Below are 23186 nucleotides of genomic sequence, written 5' to 3'. Positions count from 1 at the left end.
GAAAGCACATAACGGCCAGGACAGGGGAGGGAACATGGCCCCGTGGGACCGACTGCCCACTCCGCCGATCCGGATCCCCCGCCCGCCCGGGCTCCCGCGCCCGCCCGGGCTGCCCCGGCCGCCCGGACTGCCCCGCTACACCGTCGAGCGCGACATCCCCGTCCCGATGCGGGACGGCGTGACCCTGCTCGCCGACCGGTACATCCCGGCCGCGGCGAAGGAACCGCCGCCCACGATCCTCGTGCGCACCCCGTACGGGCGGCGCGGCCCGGCCGCGCTGGCGAACGGGCTGCTGTTCGTCCCGTTCGGGTTCCAGCTCGTCGCGCAGAGCGCGCGCGGGACGTTCGGTTCGGGCGGTGAGTTCGACCCGCTCGGCAGCGAACGCGACGACGGGCTCGCCACCGTCGAGTGGCTGAAGCGGCAGCCGTGGTTCAACGGGTCGTTCGCGACCTACGGCGCCAGCTACCTCGGGTACACCGCGTGGGCGACCGCGGCCGAGGCCGGACCCGAGCTGAAGGCGATGTCGCTGCAGGTCACGGCGTCCTCGTTCCGGGACGCCGCCTACGTGGGCGGGTCGTTCGCGCTGGAGTCCACGCTGACCTGGACGAACCTGACGCACCAGCAGCAGCAGCCGCTCGGCCTGCTGACCGGCCCGCTGCTCGCGCGCCGCAGGGTGGCGCGGGCCGCCGCGTCGGGCCGTCCGCTGTCGGAGCTGGACGTGCTCACCGGCGGCGAGGTGATGCGCTTCTACCAGGACCTCCTCGCCGCGCAGGGCGCCGACAACGGCTACTGGGACACCCGCGACTTCAGCGGCACCGTCGGCGAGGTGGCGGCGCCGGTGCACCTGCTCGGCGGCTGGTTCGACGTGTTCCTGCCGTGGGAGATCCGCGACTACCTGGCGCTGCGGGCCGCGGGGCACCGGCCCTACCTCACGATCGGCCCCTGGTGGCACACCGACCCCCGGCACGGGATCGTGTCGCTGCGGGAGTCGCTCGCCTGGTTCCGCGCGCACCTGCTCGGCGACCCGTCCGGCCTGCGCCCCGCCCCCGTCCGGGTGTACGTGACGGGCGCCCGCGAGTGGCGCGACTACCGCGACTGGCCGCCGCCCGGGATGCGGCAGGAGCGCTGGCACCTGCACCCCGGCGGCGGGCTCGGCCCCGACGGCCCGCGCCGCTCCCGGCCGAGCGCCTACCGGTTCGACCCCGAGCACCCCACCCCGGCGCTCGGCGGCCCCACGCTGCTCGGCAGCTCCCGGCCCGTCGACAACCGGCCGCTGGAGCGGCGGCACGACGTGCTCGTGTTCACCTCGCCCGTCCTCGACCGGGACCTGGACGTCATCGGGCCGCTCGCCGCCGACCTGTTCGTCCGGTCCGACCGCGCGCACACCGACTTCGTCGTCCGGCTCTGCGACGTGGGACCGGACGGCGCGTCCCGCAACGTGTGCGAGGGCGGCCTGCGGCTCCCGGCCGCCGCCGAGAAGCCCGTCGGCACCCACGGGATCCGCCGCATCGCGGTCGACCTGTGGCCGACCGGCCATCGGTTCCGCCGCGGCCACCGCGTCCGGGTGCACGTGGCGAGCGGCGCCCACCCGAAGGTCGCGGCGAACCCGGGCACCGGCGAGCCGCTCGTCACCGCCCGCGCGATGGTCGCCGCACACCAGGAGGTCTTCCACGACCCCGACCACCCCTCGGCGATCCTGCTGCCGGTCGTCGAGGCGTCCCCGGAGTGCGCCGACCCCGACCCGGAGGCCGAGGAGCGGCTCATCCGCGACGGGACCTGATCAGAGCCGCGCCAGCATCGCCTTCGCCAGGACCCCCACCGCGTCGTCGCCGTGCGCCAGGAACAGGTTGGGCTCGGCCAGCTCCAGTTCGAGGACGACCGGCGCGCCGTCCGGCCCGGGGACGAGGTCCACCCGCGCGTAGAGCAGGTCGGGGGCGCCCGGGACGGCGGCGAGGGCGCGGCGCGCGACGTCCAGCTCGGCCGCGGTCGCGACGGCTCCGGTGACGGCGCCGCGGCCGTCGCCGGGGACGACGAGGCCCTGCACGCCCGCGCCGGGGGCGAGGATCGGGGCCTTGCGGGCGGCGTGGCTGTACTCGCCGTCGAGGAAGACCAGCGCCTTCTCCCCCGCGGTGTCGATGCCGGACAGGTACGGCTGCACCATGACGGTGCGGCCCGCGTCGCGGAGCCCGCGCAGGTGCGCGCGGGCGGCCCCGGCCTCGGCGGTGCTCCACCGGGCCGTGTCGCGGGACCCCGCCGACACCGCGGGCTTGACCACGTACTCGGGCCAGTCGGACGGGACGTCGTCGGGGTCCCAGCGGGTCGGGACGACCGGGACGCCCGCGTCGGCCAGGTCGCGCAGGTACCGCTTGTCGGTGTTCCAGCGCAGCACGGACGCGGGGTTGAGGATACGCGGGAGCCCGTCGGCCCACGCGAGGAACTCGTCCGCGCGGTGCGTGTAGTCCCAGGTGGTGCGGACGACGACGAGGTCGTACCGGGACCAGTCGGTGTCGGCGTCCCAGACGGCGGGCTCGGCGCGCACGCCGAGGCCGTCGAGGGCCGCGGCGAGGGCGCGGACGTCGTCGTTGCCGTCGGGCAGGAAGGAGCAGGTGGCGAGGGCGACGCGCATGGGGGGTTCTCCGGGGTCCTCCGGGTCAGCGGACGGGGTGTCCGGCGGTGCTCAGGGCGTCCTTGACCTCGGAGATCTTCAGATCGCCGAAGTGGAAGACGCTCGCGGCGAGGACGGCGTCGGCGCCGGCCTCGACGGCGGGGGCGAAGTGCCCGACCGCGCCGGCGCCGCCGCTGGCGATCACCGGGATCGCGACGGTCTCCCGGACGCGGGCGAGCATCTCCAGGTCGAAGCCGTTCTTGGTGCCGTCGGCGTCCATCGAGTTCAGCAGGATCTCGCCGACGCCCAGCTCGGCGCCGCGGCGGGCCCACTCGACCGCGTCGATGCCGGTGCCCTTGCGCCCGCCGTGGGTGGTCACCTCGAACCCGGACGGCGTGCCGGGCGCGCGGCGCGCGTCCACCGACAGCACGACGCACTGGGAGCCGAACCGGTGCGCCGCCTCCCGCAGGAACTCGGGGCGGGCGATCGCGGCGGTGTTCACCGACACCTTGTCGGCGCCCGCGCGCAGCAGCCGGTCGACGTCGTCGACGGTGCGGACGCCGCCGCCGACCGTCAGCGGGATGAACACCTGCTCGGCGGTGCGGCGGACGACGTCGTAGGTGGTGGAGCGGTCGGCGCTGGACGCGGTGATGTCGAGGAACGTCAGCTCGTCGGCGCCCTCGGCGTCGTAGCGGTGCGCGAGCTCGACCGGGTCGCCCGCGTCCCGCAGGTTCTGGAAGTTGACGCCCTTGACGACGCGCCCGGCGTCGACGTCCAGGCAGGGGATGACGCGGACGGCGACGGTCACTTGACGGCCTCCAGGGCCTCCTCGAGGGTGAACGCCCCGGCGTACAGCGCCTTGCCGACGATCGCGCCCTCGACGCCGTCCGGGACGAGCGCGGCGATGGCGCGCAGGTCGTCCAGGGAGGAGACGCCGCCGGACGCGACGACGGGCTTGTCGGTGCGGGCGCACACGTCGCGCAGCAGGTCGGTGTTCGGGCCGCGCAGGGTGCCGTCCTTGGTGACGTCGGTGACGACGTAGCGGGGGCAGCCGTCGTCCTCGAGGCGGGCGAGGACCTCCCACAGGTCGCCGCCCTCCCGGGTCCAGCCGCGGGCGGCGAGGGTGGTGCCGCGCACGTCCAGGCCGACGGCGATGCGGTCGCCGTGCGACGCGATGATCTTGCGGCACCAGTCGGGGTTCTCCAGCGCGGCGGTGCCGATGTTGACGCGGGCGCAGCCGGTCGCGAGCGCCGCCTCCAGGGACGCGTCGTCGCGGATGCCGCCGGACAGCTCCACCTTCACGTCGAGCTTGCCGGTGACCTCGGCGAGCAGCTCCCGGTTGGAGCCGCGGCCGAACGCGGCGTCCAGGTCGACCAGATGGATCCACTCCGCTCCCGCCTCCTGCCAGGCCAGGGCGGCCTCCAGCGGGGCGCCGTAGGAGGTCTCGGTGCCGGCCTCGCCCTGGACGAGGCGCACGGCCTGTCCGTCGGCGACGTCGACGGCGGGAAGGAGCGTCAGAGTCATGCGGGAACCCCAGTCATGCGGAAAACCTATCGGCGGACGTGTTCAGGAAAGGGTGGACAGCCAGTTGCGCAGCAGTTCCGCGCCCGCGTCGCCGGACTTCTCCGGGTGGAACTGCGCGGCGCACAGCGGGCCGTTCTCCACGGCGGCGACGAACCGGTCGCCGTGCTCGGCCCACGTGACGAGCGGCGGCGCGATGCGTCCGGTCGGGTCGGGCTCCAGCTCCCAGCGGCGCGCCGCGTAGGAGTGGACGAAGTAGAACCGCGCGTCCTCGATGCCGCGGAACAGGGCGGAGCCCGCGGGGACGTCCACGGTGTTCCAGCCCATGTGCGGGACGACCGGCGCGTCGAGCCGGTCGACGGTGCCGGGCCACTCGTCGCAGCCCTCGGTGGCGACGCCGTGCTCGATGCCCTTGGAGAAAAGGATCTGCATGCCGACGCAGATGCCGAGCACGGGCCGCCCCCCGGCGAGCCGGCGGCCGATGATCTGGTCGCCGTGCACGGACTTCAGCCCGGCCATGCAGGCGGCGAACGCGCCGACGCCCGGCACGACCAAGCCGTCCGCGTCCAGCGCGGCGTCCCGGTCGGCGGTGACGGTGACGGACGCGCCCGCGCGGGCCACGGCCCGTTCGGCGGACCGCAGGTTCCCCGACCCGTAGTCGAGGACGACGATCTCGGGGCGGCTCACAGCCACATCACTCCCCCGGCGAACGCCATCGCGGCCAGCACGAACACGATCACCGCGGCGATCTTGAGGCCCTGCTTGACGAAGCTGTACACCCCGGCCAGCAGGAACACCGCCACCGCGAAGATCGCGACGTTGGCGTAGGTGAACTCCAGGCCGCCGATCTCCACGGTTACAGGGCCCCCTTCGTGGACGGCACGCCGTGCACCTTCGGGTCGAACGCGACCGCGTCGCGCAGCGCCCGGGCGAGGGCCTTGAACTGGGCCTCCACGATGTGGTGGGCGTTGCGCCCGTACGGGACGTGGACGTGCATCGCCACCCGGGCGTTCGACACGAACGACTCGAACACGTGCCGGGTCATCGTGGTGTCGTACTCGGGGCCGATCATCGGGGCCATGCCGTCCGGCTCGACGTGCACGAGGTACGGGCGGCCCGAGACGTCCACGGTGACCTGGGCGAGCGCCTCGTCCAGCGGGATGGACGCGTCGGCGAACCGGCGGATGCCGGCCTTGTCGCCGAGCGCCTCGCGGAACGCCTGGCCGAGCGCGATCGCGGTGTCCTCGATCGTGTGGTGGCTGTCGATGTGCAGGTCGCCGGTCGTCTTGACGGTGAGGTCGAACGACCCGTGCTTGCCGAGCTGCGCCAGCATGTGGTCGAAGAACCCCACGCCGGTGGCCACGTCGACCCGGCCGGTCCCGTCGAGGTCGATCTCGACGAGGACCTGGGTCTCCTTGGTCCCGCGCTCGACTCTGCCCTTGCGCGTCACAGACTCTCCTTCAGTGCGGTGCGGAACGCCGCCATCTCGTCGGGGGTGCCCACGCTGACCCGCAGCCATTCGGGCGGCCCGACCTCGCGGATCAGCACGCCCCGCTCGAGCAGGCCCTCCCAGACCCGGCGCCGGTCCGGGAAGTGGCCGAACAGGACGAAGTTGGCGTCGGAATCGGCGACCGCGAGGCCCTCGCCGCGCAGCCACGCGACGAGGTCGTCGCGCTCGCGGCGCAGCGCGTCGACGGTGCCGAGCAGTTCGCCGCCGTACGCCAGGGCGGTGCGGGCGACGGCCTGCGTGACGGCCGACAGGTGGTACGGGAGCCGCACCAGCAGCAGCGCGTCGATGACGGCCGGGTCGGCGGCGAGGTAGCCGAGGCGGGTGCCCGCCATCGCGAACGCCTTGGACATCGTGCGGGTGACGATCAGGCGGGGCCGTCCGTCCAGCAGCGTCAGCGCGGACGGGGTGCCGGCGCGGCGGAACTCGGCGTACGCCTCGTCGACCACGACCATGCCGGGCGCGGCGTCCAGCACGGCCTCGATCGTCTCCGGCGGCAGCGACGTGCCGGTCGGGTTGTTCGGCGACGTCAGGAACACCACGTCGGGGCGGTGCTCCTCGACGGCGGCGACGGCGCGGGCCGGGTCGAGGCCGAAGTCGGTGTCGCGGGCGGCGTCGACCCACCGGGTGCCGGACACCGCGGTGATGATCGGGTGCATCGAGTAGGACGGCTCGAACCCGAGCGCGGTGCGGCCGGGGCCGCCGAACGCCTGCAGGATCTGCTGGATGATCTCGTTGGAGCCGTTCGCCGCCCACACCCGGCGGCCGGTGATCCCGGCGCCGGGCGTGTCGGCGTCGAGGAACGCCGCGAGGTCGGCGCGGAGCGCGACCGCGTCGCGGTCGGGGTAGCGGTTGAGGGTGCCGGCGACGTCCGCCACGGCCTCGCCGAGCGCCTTCACCAGCGCCTCGGACGGCGGGTACGGGTTCTCGTTGGTGTTCAGCGCGTACGGGACGTCCAGTTGCGGGGCGCCGTAGGGCTTCCGGCCGCGCAGGTCGTCCCGCAGCGGCAGGTCGGACAGGTCGGTCACGACGGGATCTCCCAGTCGAAGCGGGCCTTGAGCGCGGCGCCGTGCGCGGGCAGGTCCTCGGCCTCGGCGAGCGCGACGACCCGGCCGGTGGCGGCGGCGAGCGCGTCGCGGTCGTACTCGACGACGTGGACGCCGCGCAGGAACGCCTGCACGGACAGGCCGGAGGAGTGGCAGGCGCCCCCGCCGGTGGGCAGCACGTGGTTGGACCCGGCGAGGTAGTCGCCGAGCGACACCGGCGCGTGCCGCCCGATGAAGATCGCCCCGGCGTTGCGGACGCGCGCGGCGACGGCGGCCGCGTCGGCGGTGTGGATCTCCAGGTGCTCGGCGGCGTAGGCGTCCACGACCTTCAGCCCGGCCTCGACGTCGTCGACCAGGACGATGCCGGACTGGCGGCCCGCGAGGGCCTCGGTGATCCGCTCGACGTGCTTCGTCCGCGCGACCTGCGCCTTCAGCTCGGTCTCGACCGCGTCCGCCAGTTCGGGCGCGTCGGTGACGAGGACGGCGGCGGCGAGCACGTCGTGCTCGGCCTGGCTGATCAGGTCGGCGGCGACGGCCACCGGGTCGGCGGTGCCGTCGGCGAGGACCGCGATCTCGGTCGGGCCCGCCTCGGCGTCGATGCCGATCACGCCCTTGAGCAGCCGCTTCGCGGCGGCGACGTACACGTTGCCGGGCCCGGTGACGAGGTCGGCGCTCGGGCACTCGTCGGTGCCGTAGGCGAACATCGCGATCGCCTGGGCGCCGCCCGCCGCGTACACCTCCTCGACGCCGAGCAGCGCGCACGCCGCGAGGATCGCCGGGTGGGGCCGCCCGCCGAACTCGGCCTGCGGGGGCGAGGTGACGGCGAGCGACCCGACGCCCGCCTCCTGCGCGGGGACGACGTTCATGACGACGCTCGACGGGTACACGGCGCGGCCGCCCGGGACGTACAGCCCGACGCGGCCGACGGGGATCCACCGCTCGGTGACGGTGCCGCCCGGCACGACCTGCGTGGTGACGTCGGTGCGGCGCTGCGCCCGGTGCACGATGCGGGCGCGGCGGATGCTCTCCTCGAGGGCGTCGCGGACCTTCGGGTCGAGCTCGGCGAGGGCCCGGTGGATCTCGGCGACCGGGACGCGGGTGCTCTCCAGCTCGACCCCGTCGAAGGTCTTCGTGTGCTCCCGGACCGCCGCGGACCCGCGATGGCGGACGTCGTCGCAGATGGGCCGCACCTTGTCCAGGGCGGCCTCGACGTCGAGTTCGGCACGGGGCAGCACGGAGCGCAGCTCGCCGGGCAGCGGGCCGCGCAGGTCGATACGGGAAATCACGCCGCCCAGTCTACGGAGTGCGCCCGCCCCCTCGCGCCCCGTCTCACGTGCCGAGACGCACGAGAGACGCACGCCACGCCGGGGCCGTCCCGCCGCGCCGTCCCGTCGCGCGCCCGCCGGGGTGACTCCCGCTTCACAATCTGAAAAACCGATGCTTACCAAGATCATCGGCGGGGACGTAGGCTGCTGTGGAGTGCGTCCACACCGGCGGGCGCCCCCCGCGAGCACAGGAGACACAGCGTGACGGAGCGGATCGCCCTCTTCCCCCTGGGCACCGTGCTGTTCCCGGGCCTGGTCCTGCCGCTGCACCTCTTCGAGGAACGCTACCGCCGCCTCGTCGCCGACCTCCTGGAGGCGCCCGAACCGCGCGGGTTCGGCGTGGTCAACATCGAGCTGGGGCACGAGGTCGGCAACGACGCGGCGCGCCGGCTGTCCGGGGTGGGGTGCTTCGCCGAGATCCACGACACGACGCGGCACCCGGACGGGCGGTACGACGTCGTGGCCGTCGGCACCCGCCGGTTCCGGCTCAAGGAGCTGGACCGGTCGCGCCCCTACCTGCAGGGCGAGGTCGAGTTCCTCCCCGAGGAGCCCGGGACCGACCCGGCGCCCGCCGCGCGGCACGTCCGCTGGCTGTTCGGCCGGTACCTGGAGCGGCTGCGCACCGCGGGCGCCGGACCCGCCGAGGAGGTCGAGCTGCCCGCCGACCCCGTGCGGCTGTCGTACCTCATCGCGTCCTCGCTGATCCTGGACGGCCACGAGAAGCAGCGCGTCCTGGAGTGCGAGGACGCGGCGCTGCGGCTGCGCGCCGAGCGCGACCTGCTGCTGCGGGAGAACCGCATCCTGGCGTCGCTGCCGACCCTCCCGGCCGGCCAGTTCCTGGACGGCTCGTTCCACCCGAACTGACGCGCCGCCGCGGCCGGCGCCGCCGCGCGGCCCCGCACGCGGAAAACCGGTGGACGGGTGCGAGAGACTCGGCCCATGGGCAAGACGAAGTCCGGCGGGAAGCAGGGAGGCGGCGGGACGCCGGCCACCGTCGCCGCCGCGAAGGCGAAGATCGAGCACACCCTGCACCCCTACGAGCCCGACCCCGACGCCGAGTCCTACGGGGCGGCCGCCGCCGACGCGCTGGGGATCCCGCACGACCGCATCTTCAAGACCCTGCTGGCCGAGGTGGACGGAAACCTCACCGTCGCCGTCGTCCCGGTCTCGGGCAGCCTGGACCTCAAGGCGCTGGCCGCGGCCGCCGGCGGCAAGCGGGCGAAGATGGCCGACCCGCGCGACGCCGAGCGCGCCACCGGGTACGTCGTCGGCGGGATCAGCCCGCTCGGGCAGCGCCGGCGGCTGCCGACGGTGCTGGACGCGTCGGCCTCAGCCCTCCCGACGGTCTACGTCTCCGCCGGTCGGCGCGGACTCCAGATCGAGCTGCGCCCCGCCGACCTCGTCCGCCTCACCGGCGCCCGGGTCGCGGCCGTCGCGCGCGGGTAGCCGCCGCACGGCCAGTTCGAGGACGCCGTAGGCGCCGACCGCGGCGACGGGCCAGCACACCAGCAGTCCCCGGGCGCGCAGCTCGGCGACGCCGGCGACCCGCTCCCGGTCGGCGGCGGCGCGCACCGCGGCGCGGAACTCGTCCAGGCCGATCATGTGGCCGGTCCGCCAGGCGAGCAGCCCGGCGAGGACGCCGCCCGCGGCCAGGCCGAGCAGCAGCGCGATGTCGTTGCCGCGGCCCCCCGCCAGGTAGGCGGCGCCGCCGCAGAGCGCGCCCGCCGCCAGGACGATCAGCGCGAACCGCAGGTCGGTGCCGATCGGCGCCTGGCTCTCGGGGTCGGCGAGGTAGGTGTCGCCGCGGAAGATGACATATGTCACCTCGGGCGCGGTCGCCGCCCACAGCAGCCCCGCGAGGGGCCCGAGCACCGCCATGATCAGGGTCGTGACCAGCCCGGCCGCCACGCGTCTACCGGTCGGTCCGCGCACCTCGCCCGCTCCCATCCGAGACTCCGCTGTCGGCGAAAGACTAGCCTGCCGTGGTCAACCGATCGACAATGCAAGGGCGGTCTCGCGACGCCCGCACCCGCCTCGACCACTGGGATAGTGTGCCCGACATGTCCGGATTCAGTCCCGCGTTCGAACGCCTCGGCGCCGCCCTGGCGGCCGTCGTCCTGCAGCGGCAGGAGGCGCTCGCGGAATTCCTGCCCCGCGAGGACTGGAGCGCCGACCTCACCGCCCGCACCTACACCAGCGGCGGCGTCACGGTCCGGGTCTCGCTGCTCGGCAGCTACGCCGTCCGCGAGCGCACCTGGCTGTGGGGGTGGGCGAACCCGCAGTTCGGCGACGAGCACCCCGCGGTCGCCCCGACGCTGGTCGTCCGGACGGTCGGCGAACGGCTGGGCATCACCGAGTTCACCACCCCCGAGGTGGACCTGTCCTGGTACGAGGGCACGGCCGGGCACGGCGGCGAGCTGATCGCGATGGCCGCGGGCGGCGTGCTGCGCGGCGGCGGCTACATCAACGCGGGCTACGACGGCGGCTCGGCGTACCTGCACGTCGACGACCCCCGGGTGCCCGCCACGTCCTTCGACCCGGTCACCGTGCCGCGGCTGCTCAAGGACGCCACCGGCCTGTTCCCGCACGAGCCGCGGCTCACCCTCGCCGGGTTCCTCGCCGAGCACCGCGTCGGGTACCGGCAGACCGACATGGAGACCGAGGTGCTGGCGCCCGGCGCCCGCGCCCGCGTCCACTTCGACGGCCTCGGCCGGTTCCTCGACTGGCGGTCCGAGCTGAGCCCGGCCGGCCTCGGCGGCTGACCCGGGCCCCGGCCTCCCCGACGCAGCGGGCCCCGCCACCCGGTTCCCGCCGGGCCCGGCGTCCCGCACGCCGGGCCCTGGGCGGTCAGCCGAGGCAGGACGGGCCGAGGAGCTGCTTCAGATCGCCCATCAGCGCGGGGGACGGCGACACGCGGAGCCGGTCGTCGAGCCGGACGACCGTCGTGCGGGGGCCGTTCTGCAGGTGCAGGTGCACCTCGGCGGAACCGGGGTGGGTGGTCAGCACCTCCTTGAGGCGCGACACGGTCGGCGGCGTGCAGCGGTTGAGCGGCAGGCTGACCGACAGCGGCCCGATCGCGTCGGTGACCGTCAGGTCGGGCTGGGTGACCTCCATCGCGATGATCTTCGCGACGTCCTCGCGGCGGTCCAGCTTGCCCTTGACGATCAGGATCGCGTCCTCGGCGAGCAGCGTGGAGCACAGCTGGTACGCCGACGGGAAGCACAGCACCTCGATCGAGCCGGCGAGGTCCTCCAGCTGGAACATCGCCCACGAGTTGCCCTGCTTGGTGACCTTGCGCTGCAGGCCCGACAGCAGCCCCGCCACGACGACGATCTGGCCGTCGGGCCGCTCCCCCTCGTTGAGGGACGCGATGGCGCAGTCGGCCTCGCGCTCCAGGATGTGCTCGACGCCGAGCAGCGGATGGTCGGAGACGTACAGGCCGAGCATCTCCCGCTCGAACGCGAGGAGGGTCGTCTTGTCCCACTCCTCGTCCTCGGGGATCGCGACGGCGAACGCGTCCTCGCCGCTCTCGTCCTCCAGGGCCCCGAACAGGGAGTCCTGCCCGATGGCCTCCTTGCGCTTGATGTCGATGACCGAGTCGATGGCCTGCTCGTGCACCATCAGCAGGGCCTTGCGCTCGTGGCCGAGCTCGTCGAACGCGCCCGCCTTGATCAGCGACTCCACGACCCGCTTGTTGCACACGATCGGCGGGACCTTGTTGAGGAAGTCGTTGAAGTCGGTGTAGGCGCCCTTCTCCCGGCGCGCCGCGACGATGCCCTCGACGACGTTCGTCCCGACGTTGCGGACCGCCGACAGCCCGAACCGGATCTCGGTGTCCCCGAGCGGGGTGAAGTCGGCCTCGGAGGTGTTGACGTCCGGCGGCAGCACCTTCAGCCCCATGCGGCGGCACTCGCTCAGGTACAGGGCGCTCTTGTCCTTGTCGTCGCCGACGGACGTCAGCAGCGCCGCCATGTACTCGGCGGGGTAGTTCGCCTTCAGGTAGGCCGTCCAGTAGGAGACCAGCCCGTACGCGGCGGAGTGCGCCTTGTTGAACGCGTAGTCGGAGAACGGGACGAGGATGTCCCACAGCGTCTTGACGGCCTCCTTGGAGTAGCCGCGCTCGATCATCCCGGCCTCGAAGCCCTCGAACTGCGCGTCCAGCTCGGCCTTCTTCTTCTTGCCCATGACGCGGCGCAGCAGGTCCGCCTTGCCGAGCGAGTACCCCGCCACCTTCTGCGCGATCGCCATGACCTGCTCCTGGTACACGATCAGGCCGTAGGTCGTGCCGAGGATGTCCTTGAGCGGCTCCTCCAGCTCGGGATGGATCGGGGTGATCTCCTGCTGGCCGTTCTTGCGGAGCGCGTAGTTGGTGTGGGAGTTGGCGCCCATCGGGCCGGGCCGGTACAGGGCGCCTACGGCGGAGATGTCCTCGAAGTTGTCGGGCTTCATCAGCCGCAGCAGCGCCCGCATCGGCCCGCCGTCGAACTGGAACACCCCGAGGGTGTCGCCGCGGGCGAGGAGGTCGTAGGTGGGCTGGTCGGTCAGCGGCAGCGCGAGCAGGTCGACCTCGGTGCCCTTGTTCTTCCTGATCCCCTGCAGCGCGTCGTCGATGATCGTCAGGTTCCGCAGGCCCAGGAAGTCCATCTTCAGCAGGCCGAGCGTCTCGCAGGTCGGGTAGTCGAACTGCGTGATGATCGCGCCGTCGGCGTCCCGGCGCATGATCGGGACGTGGTCGGTGATCGTCTCACCGGACATGATGATCCCGGCGGCGTGCACGCCGGTCTGCCGGATCAGTCCCTCCAGGCCCTGCGCCAGGTCCATGATCTGCTTGACGTCGTTCTCCTCCTCGTACAGCTTGCGGAGCTCGCCCGCCTCGCCGTACCGGGGGTGCTTCTCGTCGAAGATGCCCGACAGGGGGATGTCCTTGCCCATGACCGCGGGCGGGAACGCCTTGGAGATGCGGTCGCCGAGGGCGTAGGGGAAGCCGAGGACGCGGCCGGCGTCCTTGATGGCGGCCTTCGCCTTGATGGTGCCGAAGGTGGCGATGAAGGAGACCTTGTCGGCGCCCCACTTCTCCGTCGTGTACTTGATGACCTCGGCCCGCCGGTCTTCAGGGAAGTCGATGTCGATGTCGGGCATGGACGCGCGCTCGGGGTTCAGGAACCGCTCGAAGATCAGGCCGTGCGGGAGCGGGTCGAGGTCGGTGATGCCCATCGCGTACGCGATGAGCGAGCCGGCGGCGCTGCCCCGCCCGGGGCCGACCAGGATGCCGTTCTCCTTGGCCCACATGATGAAGTCGGCGACGACGAGGAAGTAGGACGGGTACCCCTTGCCGAGGATGACGCCCATCTCGTACTCGGCCTGCTTCGTGTACTCCTCGGGGATCCCCTCCGGGAAGCGCCGCTCCAGGCCCTTCCAGACCTCCTTGCGGAACCACGTCTCCTCGGTCTCGCCCTCGGGGACGGGGAACCGCGGCATGAGGTCGTGGTACTCGAACATGCCCTCCGGCTCGACCCGCTCCGCGATCAGCAGGGTGTTGCGGCAGCCCTCCTGCCAGGCGTCCGAGGAGTCGATGCCGCGCATCTCGTCCGCCGTCTTCAGGTAGTAGCCGCTGCCGTTGAACCGGAACCGGTCGGGGTCGGCGAGCTGCTTGCCGACCTGGACGCACAGGAGCGCGTCGTGCGCCGTCGCCTCGGACTCGTGGGTGTAGTGCGAGTCGTTCGTCACGACCGGCGGGATGTTCAGCTTCTTGCCGATGTCGAGCAGGCCCTGCCGGACGTTGCGCTCGATGTCGAGCCCGTGGTCCATCAGCTCCAGGAAGTAGTTCTCCTTGCCGAGGATGTCCTGGAACGTGGCGGCCGCCTTCAGCGCCTCGTCGAACTGCCCGAGCCGCAGCCGCGTCTGGATCTTGCCGGACGGGCAGCCGGTCGTGGCCATCACCCCGTCGGCGTGCTCGGCGAGCAGCTCCTCGTCCATCCGGGCGTACTTGAAGACGAAGCCCTCGGTGTAGGCCCGGCTCGACAGCTTGAACAGGTTGTGCAGGCCCGCCTTGTTGCGCGCCCACAGCGTCATGTGGTTGATCAGGCCGCCGCCGGAGACGTCGTCGCGCTTCTGGCTCGGCTCGCCCCACTGGACCTTCTTCTTGTGGAACCGCGACTCGGGCGCCATGTACGCCTCGATGCCGATGATCGGGGTGACGCCCGCGGCGGTGGCCTGCTTGTGGAAGTCGAAGGCCCCGTGCATGTTGCCGTGGTCGGTCATCGCGATCGCGGGCATCTTCTGCCGCCCGACCTCTTCGAACATCTGCTTCAACCGGGCGGCCCCGTCCAGCATGGAGTACTCGGTGTGAACGTGCAGATGGACGAAAGAGTCGGCCATGCCTGGCGCACCTCCTGCTCGTGGCATGCGACCGCCCGCGTGCGGTCGGCACGCGGTGTCGCCGTCGGTCCCGGGGGAAGATCGCCGGCCCGGACGGGAGCTCCGGGGCGACGCGGTCCTGAAACCTTAACCCTCTTCTCGGGTCTCCCGGGACCCGACACTCCCGAACCCCCGAGCGGCCCGGTAGGCGCCCGGCGGGACGCCCATGGTGCGCTTGAAATGGCGCGTCAGGTGCGCCTGGTCGGCGAACCCGGTGCGGGCGGCGACCTCGCCCGGCCGCAGCCCCTCGTCCAGCAGCGCGGCCGCCGCGCGGACCCGCGCCTGGTTCAGGTACGCGTGCGGCGGCAGGCCCGTGGCCTCCCGGAACGCCCGCAGCAGCGGGAACGGCCGGGCCCCGACCGCCGCGGCCAGCTCCTCCAGCGCCGGCGGGTCGACCAGGCGCGCGTGCAGCAGGTCCCGCGCGTCCCGGACCACCCGCGGCAGGGCGGGCGGCGCGGCCGGCGCCCCGGCCGCCGGGTACCGGGCCGCGTGCCGCCGCAGCAACGCCGCGTAGGCCGTCCGCAGCATCGTGGAGGCGGCGAGCGCGTCGCCCCGCTCCCCCGCCCGGTGGACGGCGCGCAGCCGCCGCGCCGCGTCCGGATCGTCCAGGACCGGGCTCGGGAACGCGGGCGTGCCGCGCGGCAGGCCCAGCTCGGCAGCGATCTCCGCGAGGACCGCGACCGACGGGTAGGTCATGCGGTACGCCCAGCCGTCGGGCTCCCCCGCCTGCCCGGTGTGGACGGTGCCCGGGTTGACGGCGACGACCGCGCCGCGCCCGGCCCGCTCGATGCCCCCCGGATGCTCGAACTCCTCCACCCCGCGGAGGATGACCCCGATCGCGTACCCGTCGTGGACGTGCCGCGAGAACCGGTGCGTCACGTACCGTGCCCGCAGCAGGCCGACGTCGGGCAGCGCGGGATGCCGCCAGTAATGCGCGACCTCTCCCCCCATGCCCGACATGCTAGCCACCGCCTCCTGTCTCACGACACGAGACGAGCCGTCCCGGGATTTGACGCGCCCCCGGCCGTCCCGCCTACCATCGTCGGCATGGACCGTCGCTATACCGCGTTTACCGAGCCGGCTCCGACCGAGCCGGTCGACGCGCGCACCTGAGCGACGACCCCCGGAGCCGGCCGAGGCAGAGCCCCCCCTGGGCTCTGCCTTTTCTCGTGGAACGACACTTCCCCGACCGGGCGGCCCGGACTCCCCCTTCACGGCCCGCCCCGACCGGGGCCCGCCAGAGAGGGAACGCGCACATGAACGACCCGGTCACCGCCCCCGGCACGCCGACCGAACCCCCCGCGACCGAACCCCCCGCGGCCGCACCTTCCGCGGCCGCACCGCCCGGCGTCCCCGCCCCGACCGGCGCGGGCGACGGTGCGGACGTGGTGCGGGTCGTCCTGCCCGACGTGGCGGGACTCACGACCGTCGGGGACGCGCGGGCCGCCATCGACGGGATCGACGCCGCGCTCGCCGCGCTGCTGGAGCGCCGCGTCGCCGTCGCGGGCGTCGTCCAGCGGCTCAAGCCCGTCGGCGGGTTCGCCGGACGGGACCCCGAGCGCGAGCGCGCCATCGCCGCGGCGATGGCCGAGCACGCGCCGTCGCTGGGCGCCGAACGGCTCGCCCGGATCATGACCGCCGTCATCGAGGCCGGACTCGACGCGGTCGAGGCGTCCCGCACATGACCGGACGTGTGACGGGCGCCGCACGGAAGCACCGAGCGGGAAGGCCGCAAGAACGTTCAATACGCCCCGCGCGGCCCCGCCTAACGTCGGAGGCATGACCATGGCGAACACCCGGAGGGACGGCGACGCCGCGGCCCCGTCCGGCGACGCGCGCTCCGCGGCGATCCGGGACGGCCTGGGCGTGGGCGTCGCCGTCGGCGTGTCCGGCCTGGCGTTCGGCGCCGCGGCCGTCACCGCGGGCCTGACCGTCGCGCAGGCGTGCGTGCTGAGCCTGCTGGCGTTCACCGGCGCGTCCCAGTTCGCGCTGATCGGCGTCATCGGCGGGGGCGGCGGCCTCGTCGCCGGATCCCTCGGCGCGGTGCTGCTCGGCGGCCGCAACGCCCTCTACGGGCTGCGGCTCGCGCGGACGCTCGACGTGCGCGGCGCGCGGCTGCCGCTCACCGCGCACGTCGTCATCGACGAGACCACCGCCGTCGCGACCGCCCAGCCGGACAAGGCGTCCGCCCGCGCCGGCTTCTACACGACGGCGATCACCATCTACGTCGCCTGGAACCTCACCACGCTGGCCGGCGCGGTCGGCGCCGGGCGGATCGGCGACCCGGACGCCCTCGGCCTGGACGTGCTCGGACCGGCGGCGTTCCTGGCGCTGCTGTGGCCGCGCCTCACCGCCGGGCGCACCGAGGCCCGGGTGGCGCTCGCGGCCGCCGCCGTCGCGCTCGCGACGACGCCGCTGCTGCCGCCCGGGGTGCCCGTCATGCTCGCCGCCGTGGCGGTCCTGCCCGCCCTGCTCCGCCGGGAGGAGTCCGCATGAGCGTCTGGATCGCGGTCCTCGCCACCGCGCTCGGCTGCTACGCGCTGAAGTTCGCCGGGCTCGTCGCGCCGCAGTCCGTGCTGGACGACCCGCGCGTGCGGCGGTTCACCGAACTCGTCCCGGTCGCGCTGCTGACCGCGCTGATCGCCGTGCAGGCGTTCGCCGACGGGCGGTCCCTGGAGTTCGACCCGGCCCGGATCGCCGGGCTCGGCGCGGCGGTCGCGGCGCTGCTGCTGCGCGCCCCGTTCCTGGTGGTGCTGGGCATCGCGGCCGCGACCACCGCCGGGCTCCGGCTGCTGGGGGCGTGAGCCCGCTCAGGACTCCGACTCGACGATCTCGAGCGCGCGCGCGAGGTCGTCCGGGTAGGGGCTCTCGAACTCGACCCACTGGCCCGTCGCGGGATGCTCGAACCCGAGCCGCGCGGCGTGCAGCCACTGCCGCGTGAGGCCCAGGCGCGCCGCCAGCGTCGGGTCGGCCCCGTAGAGGTGGTCGCCCGCGCACGGGTGCTTGATCGCCGACATGTGCACCCGGATCTGGTGCGTGCGGCCCGTCTCCAGCCCGATGTCGAGCAGCGTCGCCGCCCGGAACGCCTCGACCGTGTCGTAGTGCGTCACCGACGGCTTCCCGCCCGCCACCACCGCGAACCGCCCGTCGCCCGACGGGTGCCGGTCGATCGGCGCGTCGACCGTCCCGCGGAACGGGTCCGGATGGCCTTGGACGAGCGCCCGGTACCGCTTGTCGACGCGGCGGTCGCGGAACGCGCGCTTGAGGTGCGAGTAGGCGCTCTCGCTCTTGGCCACCACCATCGCGCCCGTGGTGTTGGCGTCCAGCCGGTGCACGATGCCCTGCCGCTCGGACGCGCCGCTCGTCGCGATCGTGTGCCCGGCGCCGAGCAGCCCGCCGAGGACGGTCGGGCCCGTCCAGCCGGTCGTGGGGTGCGCCGCGACGCCGATCGGCTTGTCGATCACGACGATGTCGTCGTCCTCGAACAGGATGCCCATCCCCGGGACCGGCTCGGCGACGGGCGCGGGCGGCGCGGGCGGCGGCGGCAGCGTCACCTCCAGCCACGTCCCCGCCTGCAGGCGCTCGGACTTGGTCTCCAGCGCGCGCCCGTCCAGCAGGACATCGCCCGCGGCGATGATGTCGGCGGCCCGGCCCCGGGACAGCCCGAACAGCCGCGACAGCGCCGCGTCGGCCCGCTCCCCCTCCAGCCCGTCCGGGACGTGGAGGCTGCGCGTCTCGCCCATCAGGACTCGTCCCCCGGCGTCCGCGCGTCCCGCTCCTCCGCGGGCTCCGCGTCGGTCGGCTCCGCGTCCGACGGCTTCGCATCGGACGGCTTCGGCTTCGCGGGCTCGGCCGCCGCGGCGGCGCCGCCCTCGCCGTCCTCGCCGTCCTTGTCGCCGGTGATGCGGGTGCCGTCCAGCTGGAGGCCGCGCGCCGCCAGGATCACGGCCAGGACGCCGCCGCAGACCACCGCCGAGTCGGCCAGGTTGAACACCGGCCAGTTCGGCACCTGGATCCAGTCGACGACGTGGCCCTCCAGCGGCGCGGGCGCACGGAACACCCGGTCCACCAGGTTGCCCAGCGCGCCGCCGAGCATCAGGCCGAGGCAGACCGCCCACGGCAGGCTCCGCAGGTTGCGGCCCGTCCAGATGATCGCCACGACCACCCCGGACGCGATCAGGGTGAAGACGATCGTGTAGCCGGTGCCGATCGAGAACGCGGCGCCGCTGTTGCGGGTCTCGCGCAGCGTGAGCAGCCCGCCGAGCAGCCGGATCGGCTCCTCGTTCTGGAGCGTCGCCACCACGACGATCTTGGTCACGATGTCGGCGGCGAGCGCCAGGACGGCCACCACGGCCAGCACGCCGACACGGCGCGGCCGAGGAGATCCCGTGGATTCCCCGGCCTCGCCCTCTGGGTTCGTTGAGTCGCTCAGCGACGTTCCTCGCGTTGTTTGCATGTCACACACAGGGTCGCACGGGGGAACACCTGAAGTCGCGCCTTGCCGATCGGTTCACCGCAGACCTCGCAGATGCCGTACGTGCCGGCGTCCATCCGCTGGACGGCCCGCTCGCTCTGCGCGAGCAGGTCCTGCGAATTGTACGCGAGGGCCAGCTCGTGCTCGCGCGCGTACGTCTTCGCGCCCGCGTCGGCCTGGTCGTCGCCGGCGCCCTCGCTGGGGTCGCCCTCGGCGATCTGGCTCGCCGACGTGGCGATGTCGGCGCGCAACTCCGTGATCTGCTCCTCCAGCCCGGCCCGCACCTCCGCCAGCTCGTCCGGCGTCCAGAGCTCCTCCCCCTTGCGGACCGGCAGGCCCGCGGCGTCCGGCACCGCGCCGCGCGCCCCCGCGCCCCGCCGCGCCTTCCCGACGCCCCGCGGCCGGGCCGCCGGTTTCGCCGCCGGTTTCGTCTTCGTCGCCGCCCCGGCGCGGGTCTCGCCCGTCCCGGCCGCCGCGCCGGCCTCCGTCACGCTGATCGCCTCGGTGGGCAGTCCGGGCATGGTGTCCCCCTTCACGGGCAAGGTCGACGACGACCTCGGATCGTTACCGACCGCTTATGCCCCTCGCCCGAGTTTCCGGAAACCCCAGGGATCACCGAATCCTCGGAAAGGAACCATGGCGGACGAACGGCCGTCCCGCCGATAACCGGAAGAGGACGGCCCCCCGGTGCGTTAAAGTCGGGGACACGCAGCCGCAGCAGGCGATGATGGGGACACCTGCCGCCGCACGCAGCCATGAGCGACCCGGGGACGGTGCGAGCCCGGGGGCCGGCACGGCGGTCTGATCACCCCGGAGCCCTCCGGAAGAACCGCCCCGACCGCACGGGGCCCAGTAGACCCGGTCGCCGCGGCTCGAACGAAGCGGTCCGCGCCGTCCCGGCGCGGTCAAGGAGGGTGGTACCGCGGGGCCCGTCCGGACGATCCGGGCGCGCGTCTCGTCCCTCCGGACACGTGCAGGCTCGTTTTCACGTCGATCCGGAGGTCCGCCACCGTGAGCCGAGGTTTCCGGCCACTGCCCGCGCAGGTCGATCTGCCCGCCCTCGAGCGGGACATGCTGCGCCGCTGGCAGGAGAACAAGGTCTTCGAGCGGTCGCTGGAGCGCACCGCGTCCGGCCCCCGCTGGCTGTTCTACGAGGGGCCGCCCACCGCCAACGGCATGCCCGGCGTGCACCACGTCGAAGCCCGGGTCTTCAAGGACGTCTTCCCGCGCTACCGCACCATGAAGGGCTACCACGTCCCCCGCAAGGCCGGCTGGGACTGCCACGGCCTGCCCGTCGAGGTCGCCGTGGAGAAGGAACTCGGCCTCACCGGCAAGAAGGACATCGAGGAGTACGGGGTCGCGGAGTTCAACGCCCGCTGCCGCGAGTCCGTCCTGCGGCACGTCGACGCCTTCGAGGAGATGTCCGAGCGGATGGGCTTCTGGGTCGACACGGCCCAGGCGTACCGCACGATGGACCCCCAGTACGTCGAGGCCGTCTGGTGGTCCCTCAAGCAGATCTTCGACAAGGGGCTGCTGTTCCGCGACTTCCGCATCACCCCGTACTGCCCGCGCTGCGGCACCGGCCTGTCCGACCACGAACTCGGCCAGCCCGGCGGGTACGAGGAGGTCACCAGCCCGTCGGTGTACGTGCGGATGCCGGTGACGTCCGGCCCGCTCGCCGACCTCGGCGCCGCCCTGCTCATCTGGACGACGACGCCGTGGACGCTCGTGTCGAACACCGCCGTCGCCGTCCACCCCGACGTCACCTACGTCGCCGCACGGCCCGCCGGGTCCGACGAGGTCCTCGTCGTCGCCGAACCCCTGGTCGAGCAGGTCCTCGGCGAGGGCGCCGAACGGCTCGCCGCCTACCGGGGCACCGAACTCGAACGGACCCCGTACCGGCGCCCGTTCGACCTCGTCGACATCCCGGACGCCCACTACGTCGTCCTCGGCGACTACGTCACCGTCGAGGACGGCACGGGGCTCGTCCACCAGGCGCCCGCGTTCGGCGCGGACGACATGACCGTCTGCAAGAACTACGGCATGCCCATCGTCAACCCCATCGGGCCGGACGGCCGGTTCCTGCGCGAGGTGCCCCTGGTCGGCGGGAAGTTCTTCAAGGACGCCGACGAGGCCCTCACCGACGATCTGCGCGCCCGCGAACTCCTCTACCGGGGCGGCCACTTCGAGCACAGCTACCCGCACTGCTGGCGCTGCCACACGCCGCTCCTCTACTACGCGCTCCCCGCCTGGTACATCCGCACCACGCAGATCAAGGACCGGCTGCTCGAGGAGAACGAGAAGACGAACTGGTTCCCCGAGACCGTCAAGCACGGCCGCTACGGCGAATGGCTGCGCAACAACGTCGACTGGTCGCTGTCCCGCAGCCGCTACTGGGGCACCCCCCTGCCGCTGTGGGTCTGCGGTGCGAACGAGGAGCACGTCACCTGCGTCGAGTCCCTCGCCGAACTCGGCGAGCTCGCCGGCTCCGACATGTCCGCGCTCGACCCGCACCGCCCGTACGTCGACGACGTCGTGTTCCCCTGCCCGTCCTGCGGCGCCGAGGCCCGCCGCGTCCCCGACGTGATCGACGCCTGGTACGACTCCGGCTCGATGCCGTTCGCCCAGTGGGGCGCCCCCCACCGCAACAAGGACGTCTTCGAGGCGTCCTACCCCGCGCAGTACATCTGCGAGGCCCAGGACCAGACGCGCGGCTGGTTCTACTCCCTGATGGCCGTCGGCACGCTCGTGTTCGACCGGTCGTCCTACGAGAACGTCCTGTGCCTCGGGCTGATCCTCGCCGAGGACGGCCGCAAGATGAGCAAGCACCTCGGCAACGTGCTCCGCCCGATCCCGCTCATGGACGAGCACGGCGCCGACGCGCTCCGCTGGTTCATGCTCGCCAACGGTCTGCCCTGGGCGTCCCGCCGGGTCGGCCACGGCGCGCTCGAGGAGATCGTCCGCAAGGTGCTCCTCACCTACTGGAACACCGCGTCGTTCTTCGTCCTGTACGCGAACGCCGCGGCGGCGCAGGGCCGGGCCTGGACGCCCGACCGGATGGGCGAGGCGCCCGACCCGGCCGACCGCCCGCTCCTCGACCGGTGGGCGCTCGCCGAACTGCACCGCACCGTCGGCGAGGTCGACGCCGCCCTCGACCGGTTCGACACCGCCCGCGCCGGGCGCCGCCTCGCCGAGTTCGTCGACGACCTGTCCAACTGGTACGTGCGGCGCTCCCGCAAGCGGTTCTGGGAGGGCCCCGAGACGCCCGACGGCGCCGCCGCCTTCGCGACCCTGTACGAGTGCCTGGAGACCCTCACCCGCCTCATGGCGCCGATGGTCCCGTTCGTCACCGACCACGTGTGGGACGTCGTCCGGCCCGCCGACGCGCCCGAGTCGGTGCACCTCACCGAGTTCCCGGCCGTCCGCGAGGACCTCCTGGACCCCGTGCTCACCGAGCAGATGGCGCTCGTCCGGCGGCTCGTCGAGCTCGGCCGGTCCGCCCGCGCCGCGAGCGGCGTCCGGACCCGCCAGCCGCTCGGCCGCGCCCTCGTCGGCGCGGCCGGCTGGGCCGCCCTGCCCGAGCAGCTGCGCGCCCAGATCGCCGAGGAGCTGAACGTCCAGGCGTTCGAGGAGCTCTCCTCCATCGGCGGCGACCTCGTCGAGTACGAGGTCAAGCCGAACTTCCGCGAGCTCGGCAAGCGGTACGCCAAGGACACCCCGAAGGTCGCCAAGGCCGTCACGTCCGCCGAGGCCGCCGCGCTCGTCCGGTCCCTGCGCGAGGACGGCGCCGCCGAGGTGGACGCCGCCGACCTCGGCACCGTGCGCCTCACGGCCGACGACGTGATCGTCACCGAGCGGCCGCGCAGCGGCTGGGCGGTGGAGAGCGCCGCGGGCGAGACCATCGCCTTCGACCTCACGATCACGCCCGAGCTGCGCCGCGCCGGTCTCGTGCGCGAGGCCGTCCGGCTCGTCCAGGAGGCCCGCAAGGCCGCCGGGCTCGAGGTGACCGACCGGATCGAGCTGTGGTGGGAGGCCGCCGGCACCGACCTCGCCGAGGCGCTGCGCGCCCACGGCGCCGAGCTGGCCGCGGAGGTCCTCGCCACGTCCGTCGCCGAGGGCCGCCCCGACGGCGTCGAGGGCGGGCGCGACGACGAGCTGGGCCTCGGCTACTGGCTCCGTAAAGCGGTGTGATCCGCGGGGGTTCCGGGCCGGGACGACCCCTCCCGGAACCCCCGCGTTCCTCGTCCCTCCCCCCCCGCGGTGCCCCACCGGCCACCGCCTTGACAAAGTA

At 73.6% G+C, this 23186-nt stretch carries 22 protein-coding genes; 8 read left to right on the top strand and 14 right to left on the bottom strand.

All coding sequences use genetic code 11. The features are described 5' to 3' along the window. The first annotated feature begins 34 nt into the window (after positions 1-34). Positions 35-1780, top strand: coding sequence for a CocE/NonD family hydrolase (locus H505_RS0136205; RefSeq protein ID WP_051301537.1), 1746 nt, complete (start codon positions 35-37; stop codon positions 1778-1780). Here the strand turns inward: H505_RS0136205 and H505_RS46610 are convergent, their stop codons facing one another. From H505_RS46610 to hisD, 8 genes are read right to left on the bottom strand one after another with little or no spacing between them, the layout of a single operon-like run. Next, complete coding sequence (locus H505_RS46610; RefSeq protein WP_034521371.1) at positions 1781-2626, bottom strand: ATP-grasp domain-containing protein; 846 nt, start codon at positions 2624-2626, stop codon at positions 1781-1783. It abuts the gene before it with no gap. A gap of 25 nt (positions 2627-2651) precedes the next feature. Then, a complete protein-coding gene (gene hisF / locus H505_RS0136195) occupies positions 2652-3413 on the bottom strand; it encodes an imidazole glycerol phosphate synthase subunit HisF (RefSeq protein WP_026405858.1) in 762 nt (253 codons plus the stop codon). Continuing rightward, positions 3410-4129: a bifunctional 1-(5-phosphoribosyl)-5-((5-phosphoribosylamino)methylideneamino)imidazole-4-carboxamide isomerase/phosphoribosylanthranilate isomerase PriA gene (gene priA / locus H505_RS0136190; RefSeq protein WP_026405857.1), complete on the bottom strand. Its 720-nt coding sequence runs from the start codon at positions 4127-4129 to the stop codon at positions 3410-3412. The genes hisF and priA overlap by 4 nt, the downstream gene beginning before the upstream one ends. A 42-nt stretch (positions 4130-4171) precedes the next feature. Further along, positions 4172-4813, bottom strand: a complete 642-nt coding sequence (gene hisH, locus H505_RS0136185) for an imidazole glycerol phosphate synthase subunit HisH (protein WP_026405856.1) — start codon at positions 4811-4813, stop codon at positions 4172-4174. Beyond that, positions 4810-4980, bottom strand: a complete 171-nt coding sequence (locus H505_RS50845) for a hypothetical protein (RefSeq protein ID WP_169528906.1) — start codon at positions 4978-4980, stop codon at positions 4810-4812. Before H505_RS50845 ends, hisH begins: the two co-directional genes overlap by 4 nt. A 2-nt stretch (positions 4981-4982) precedes the next feature. Next, positions 4983-5576: an imidazoleglycerol-phosphate dehydratase HisB gene (hisB, locus tag H505_RS0136175; RefSeq protein ID WP_026405855.1), complete on the bottom strand. Its 594-nt coding sequence runs from the start codon at positions 5574-5576 to the stop codon at positions 4983-4985. After that, positions 5573-6661: a histidinol-phosphate transaminase gene (locus H505_RS0136170; RefSeq protein ID WP_026405854.1), complete on the bottom strand. Its 1089-nt coding sequence runs from the start codon at positions 6659-6661 to the stop codon at positions 5573-5575. The genes hisB and H505_RS0136170 overlap by 4 nt, the downstream gene beginning before the upstream one ends. Then, positions 6658-7965: a histidinol dehydrogenase gene (gene hisD / locus H505_RS0136165; protein WP_026405853.1), complete on the bottom strand. Its 1308-nt coding sequence runs from the start codon at positions 7963-7965 to the stop codon at positions 6658-6660. Before hisD ends, H505_RS0136170 begins: the two co-directional genes overlap by 4 nt. A gap of 240 nt (positions 7966-8205) precedes the next feature. Here hisD and H505_RS0136160 point away from each other — a divergent pair, with 240 nt between their 5' ends. Together H505_RS0136160 and ybaK are read left to right on the top strand one after the other, a co-directional pair. Further along, positions 8206-8868, top strand: coding sequence for an LON peptidase substrate-binding domain-containing protein (locus H505_RS0136160; protein ID WP_026405852.1), 663 nt, complete (start codon positions 8206-8208; stop codon positions 8866-8868). A gap of 75 nt (positions 8869-8943) precedes the next feature. After that, positions 8944-9450 (top strand): Cys-tRNA(Pro) deacylase, encoded by a 507-nt coding sequence (ybaK, locus tag H505_RS48415; RefSeq protein ID WP_026405851.1) that lies wholly within the window; start codon positions 8944-8946, stop codon positions 9448-9450. Here the strand turns inward: ybaK and H505_RS50420 are convergent. Then, the gene (locus H505_RS50420; protein WP_233617918.1) at positions 9334-9936 is read right to left on the bottom strand and encodes a hypothetical protein; all 603 of its coding nucleotides are present in this window, start codon (positions 9934-9936) and stop codon (positions 9334-9336) included. The two genes, ybaK and H505_RS50420, sit on opposite strands and share 117 nt — an antisense overlap. A 128-nt stretch (positions 9937-10064) precedes the next feature. Between H505_RS50420 and H505_RS0136145 the strand changes: the two genes are divergently transcribed. Continuing rightward, complete coding sequence (locus H505_RS0136145; RefSeq protein WP_026405850.1) at positions 10065-10766, top strand: DUF6882 domain-containing protein; 702 nt, start codon at positions 10065-10067, stop codon at positions 10764-10766. Positions 10767-10851: 85 nt separating this feature from the next. On the opposite strand, the gene dnaE is transcribed toward H505_RS0136145, so the two are convergent. Continuing rightward, positions 10852-14382 (bottom strand): DNA polymerase III subunit alpha, encoded by a 3531-nt coding sequence (dnaE, locus tag H505_RS0136140; RefSeq protein WP_026405849.1) that lies wholly within the window; start codon positions 14380-14382, stop codon positions 10852-10854. Positions 14383-14508: 126 nt separating this feature from the next. After that, positions 14509-15372, bottom strand: coding sequence for an AraC family transcriptional regulator (locus H505_RS46600; RefSeq protein ID WP_341849586.1), 864 nt, complete (start codon positions 15370-15372; stop codon positions 14509-14511). A gap of 305 nt (positions 15373-15677) precedes the next feature. On the opposite strand from H505_RS46600, the gene H505_RS0136130 reads away from it, so the two are divergent. The 3 genes from H505_RS0136130 to H505_RS0136120 all read left to right on the top strand — a co-directional run bounded on the left by H505_RS0136130 (position 15678) and on the right by H505_RS0136120 (position 17225). Next, positions 15678-16106, top strand: a complete 429-nt coding sequence (locus H505_RS0136130) for a chorismate mutase (RefSeq protein WP_084551190.1) — start codon at positions 15678-15680, stop codon at positions 16104-16106. Between the two features lie 94 nt (positions 16107-16200). Then, positions 16201-16917 carry an AzlC family ABC transporter permease gene (locus H505_RS0136125; protein ID WP_425248280.1) on the top strand — a complete coding sequence of 239 codons (717 nt, stop codon included), beginning with the start codon at positions 16201-16203 and terminating at the stop codon, positions 16915-16917. Further along, the gene (locus H505_RS0136120; protein WP_026405846.1) at positions 16914-17225 is read left to right on the top strand and encodes an AzlD domain-containing protein; all 312 of its coding nucleotides are present in this window, start codon (positions 16914-16916) and stop codon (positions 17223-17225) included. The genes H505_RS0136125 and H505_RS0136120 overlap by 4 nt, the downstream gene beginning before the upstream one ends. Before the next feature lie 6 nt (positions 17226-17231). On the opposite strand, the gene H505_RS0136115 is transcribed toward H505_RS0136120, so the two are convergent. The 3 genes from H505_RS0136115 to H505_RS0136105 all read right to left on the bottom strand — a co-directional run bounded on the left by H505_RS0136115 (position 17232) and on the right by H505_RS0136105 (position 19248). Then, positions 17232-18164 (bottom strand): RluA family pseudouridine synthase, encoded by a 933-nt coding sequence (locus H505_RS0136115; RefSeq protein WP_026405845.1) that lies wholly within the window; start codon positions 18162-18164, stop codon positions 17232-17234. Further along, positions 18164-18781: a signal peptidase II gene (gene lspA, locus H505_RS46595; RefSeq protein WP_051301536.1), complete on the bottom strand. Its 618-nt coding sequence runs from the start codon at positions 18779-18781 to the stop codon at positions 18164-18166. The genes H505_RS0136115 and lspA overlap by 1 nt, the downstream gene beginning before the upstream one ends. A 68-nt stretch (positions 18782-18849) precedes the next feature. Further along, positions 18850-19248, bottom strand: a complete 399-nt coding sequence (locus H505_RS0136105) for a TraR/DksA family transcriptional regulator (protein ID WP_026405844.1) — start codon at positions 19246-19248, stop codon at positions 18850-18852. A gap of 658 nt (positions 19249-19906) precedes the next feature. Here H505_RS0136105 and ileS point away from each other — a divergent pair. Continuing rightward, positions 19907-23086: an isoleucine--tRNA ligase gene (gene ileS, locus H505_RS0136100; protein ID WP_026405843.1), complete on the top strand. Its 3180-nt coding sequence runs from the start codon at positions 19907-19909 to the stop codon at positions 23084-23086. Positions 23087-23186: the final 100 nt, after the last annotated feature.

It is taken from the genome of Actinomadura rifamycini DSM 43936 (assembly GCF_000425065.1).
GTDB lineage: Bacteria > Actinomycetota > Actinomycetes > Streptosporangiales > Streptosporangiaceae > Spirillospora > Spirillospora rifamycini.
Note: the sequence above shows the minus strand (reverse complement) of the source record. Positions and strands in the feature narration are given on the sequence as shown.

Excerpts from the sequence above, each read along its gene's own strand:
- H505_RS46610 (WP_034521371.1), bottom strand. The coding sequence starts at position 2,626 with ATGCGCGTCGCCCTCGCCACCTGCTCCTTCCTGCCCGACGGCAACGAC.
- H505_RS0136120 (WP_026405846.1), top strand. The coding sequence starts at position 16,914 with ATGAGCGTCTGGATCGCGGTCCTCGCCACCGCGCTCGGCTGCTACGCG.
- priA (WP_026405857.1), bottom strand. The coding sequence starts at position 4,129 with ATGACTCTGACGCTCCTTCCCGCCGTCGACGTCGCCGACGGACAGGCC.
- H505_RS0136115 (WP_026405845.1), bottom strand. The coding sequence starts at position 18,164 with ATGGGCGAGACGCGCAGCCTCCACGTCCCGGACGGGCTGGAGGGGGAG.
- H505_RS0136205 (WP_051301537.1), top strand. The coding sequence starts at position 35 with ATGGCCCCGTGGGACCGACTGCCCACTCCGCCGATCCGGATCCCCCGC.
- H505_RS0136145 (WP_026405850.1), top strand. The coding sequence starts at position 10,065 with ATGTCCGGATTCAGTCCCGCGTTCGAACGCCTCGGCGCCGCCCTGGCG.
- ybaK (WP_026405851.1), top strand. The coding sequence starts at position 8,944 with ATGGGCAAGACGAAGTCCGGCGGGAAGCAGGGAGGCGGCGGGACGCCG.
- H505_RS0136130 (WP_084551190.1), top strand. The coding sequence starts at position 15,678 with ATGAACGACCCGGTCACCGCCCCCGGCACGCCGACCGAACCCCCCGCG.
- dnaE (WP_026405849.1), bottom strand. The coding sequence starts at position 14,382 with ATGGCCGACTCTTTCGTCCATCTGCACGTTCACACCGAGTACTCCATG.
- H505_RS0136125 (WP_425248280.1), top strand. The coding sequence starts at position 16,201 with ATGACCATGGCGAACACCCGGAGGGACGGCGACGCCGCGGCCCCGTCC.
- H505_RS46600 (WP_341849586.1), bottom strand. The coding sequence starts at position 15,372 with ATGGGGGGAGAGGTCGCGCATTACTGGCGGCATCCCGCGCTGCCCGAC.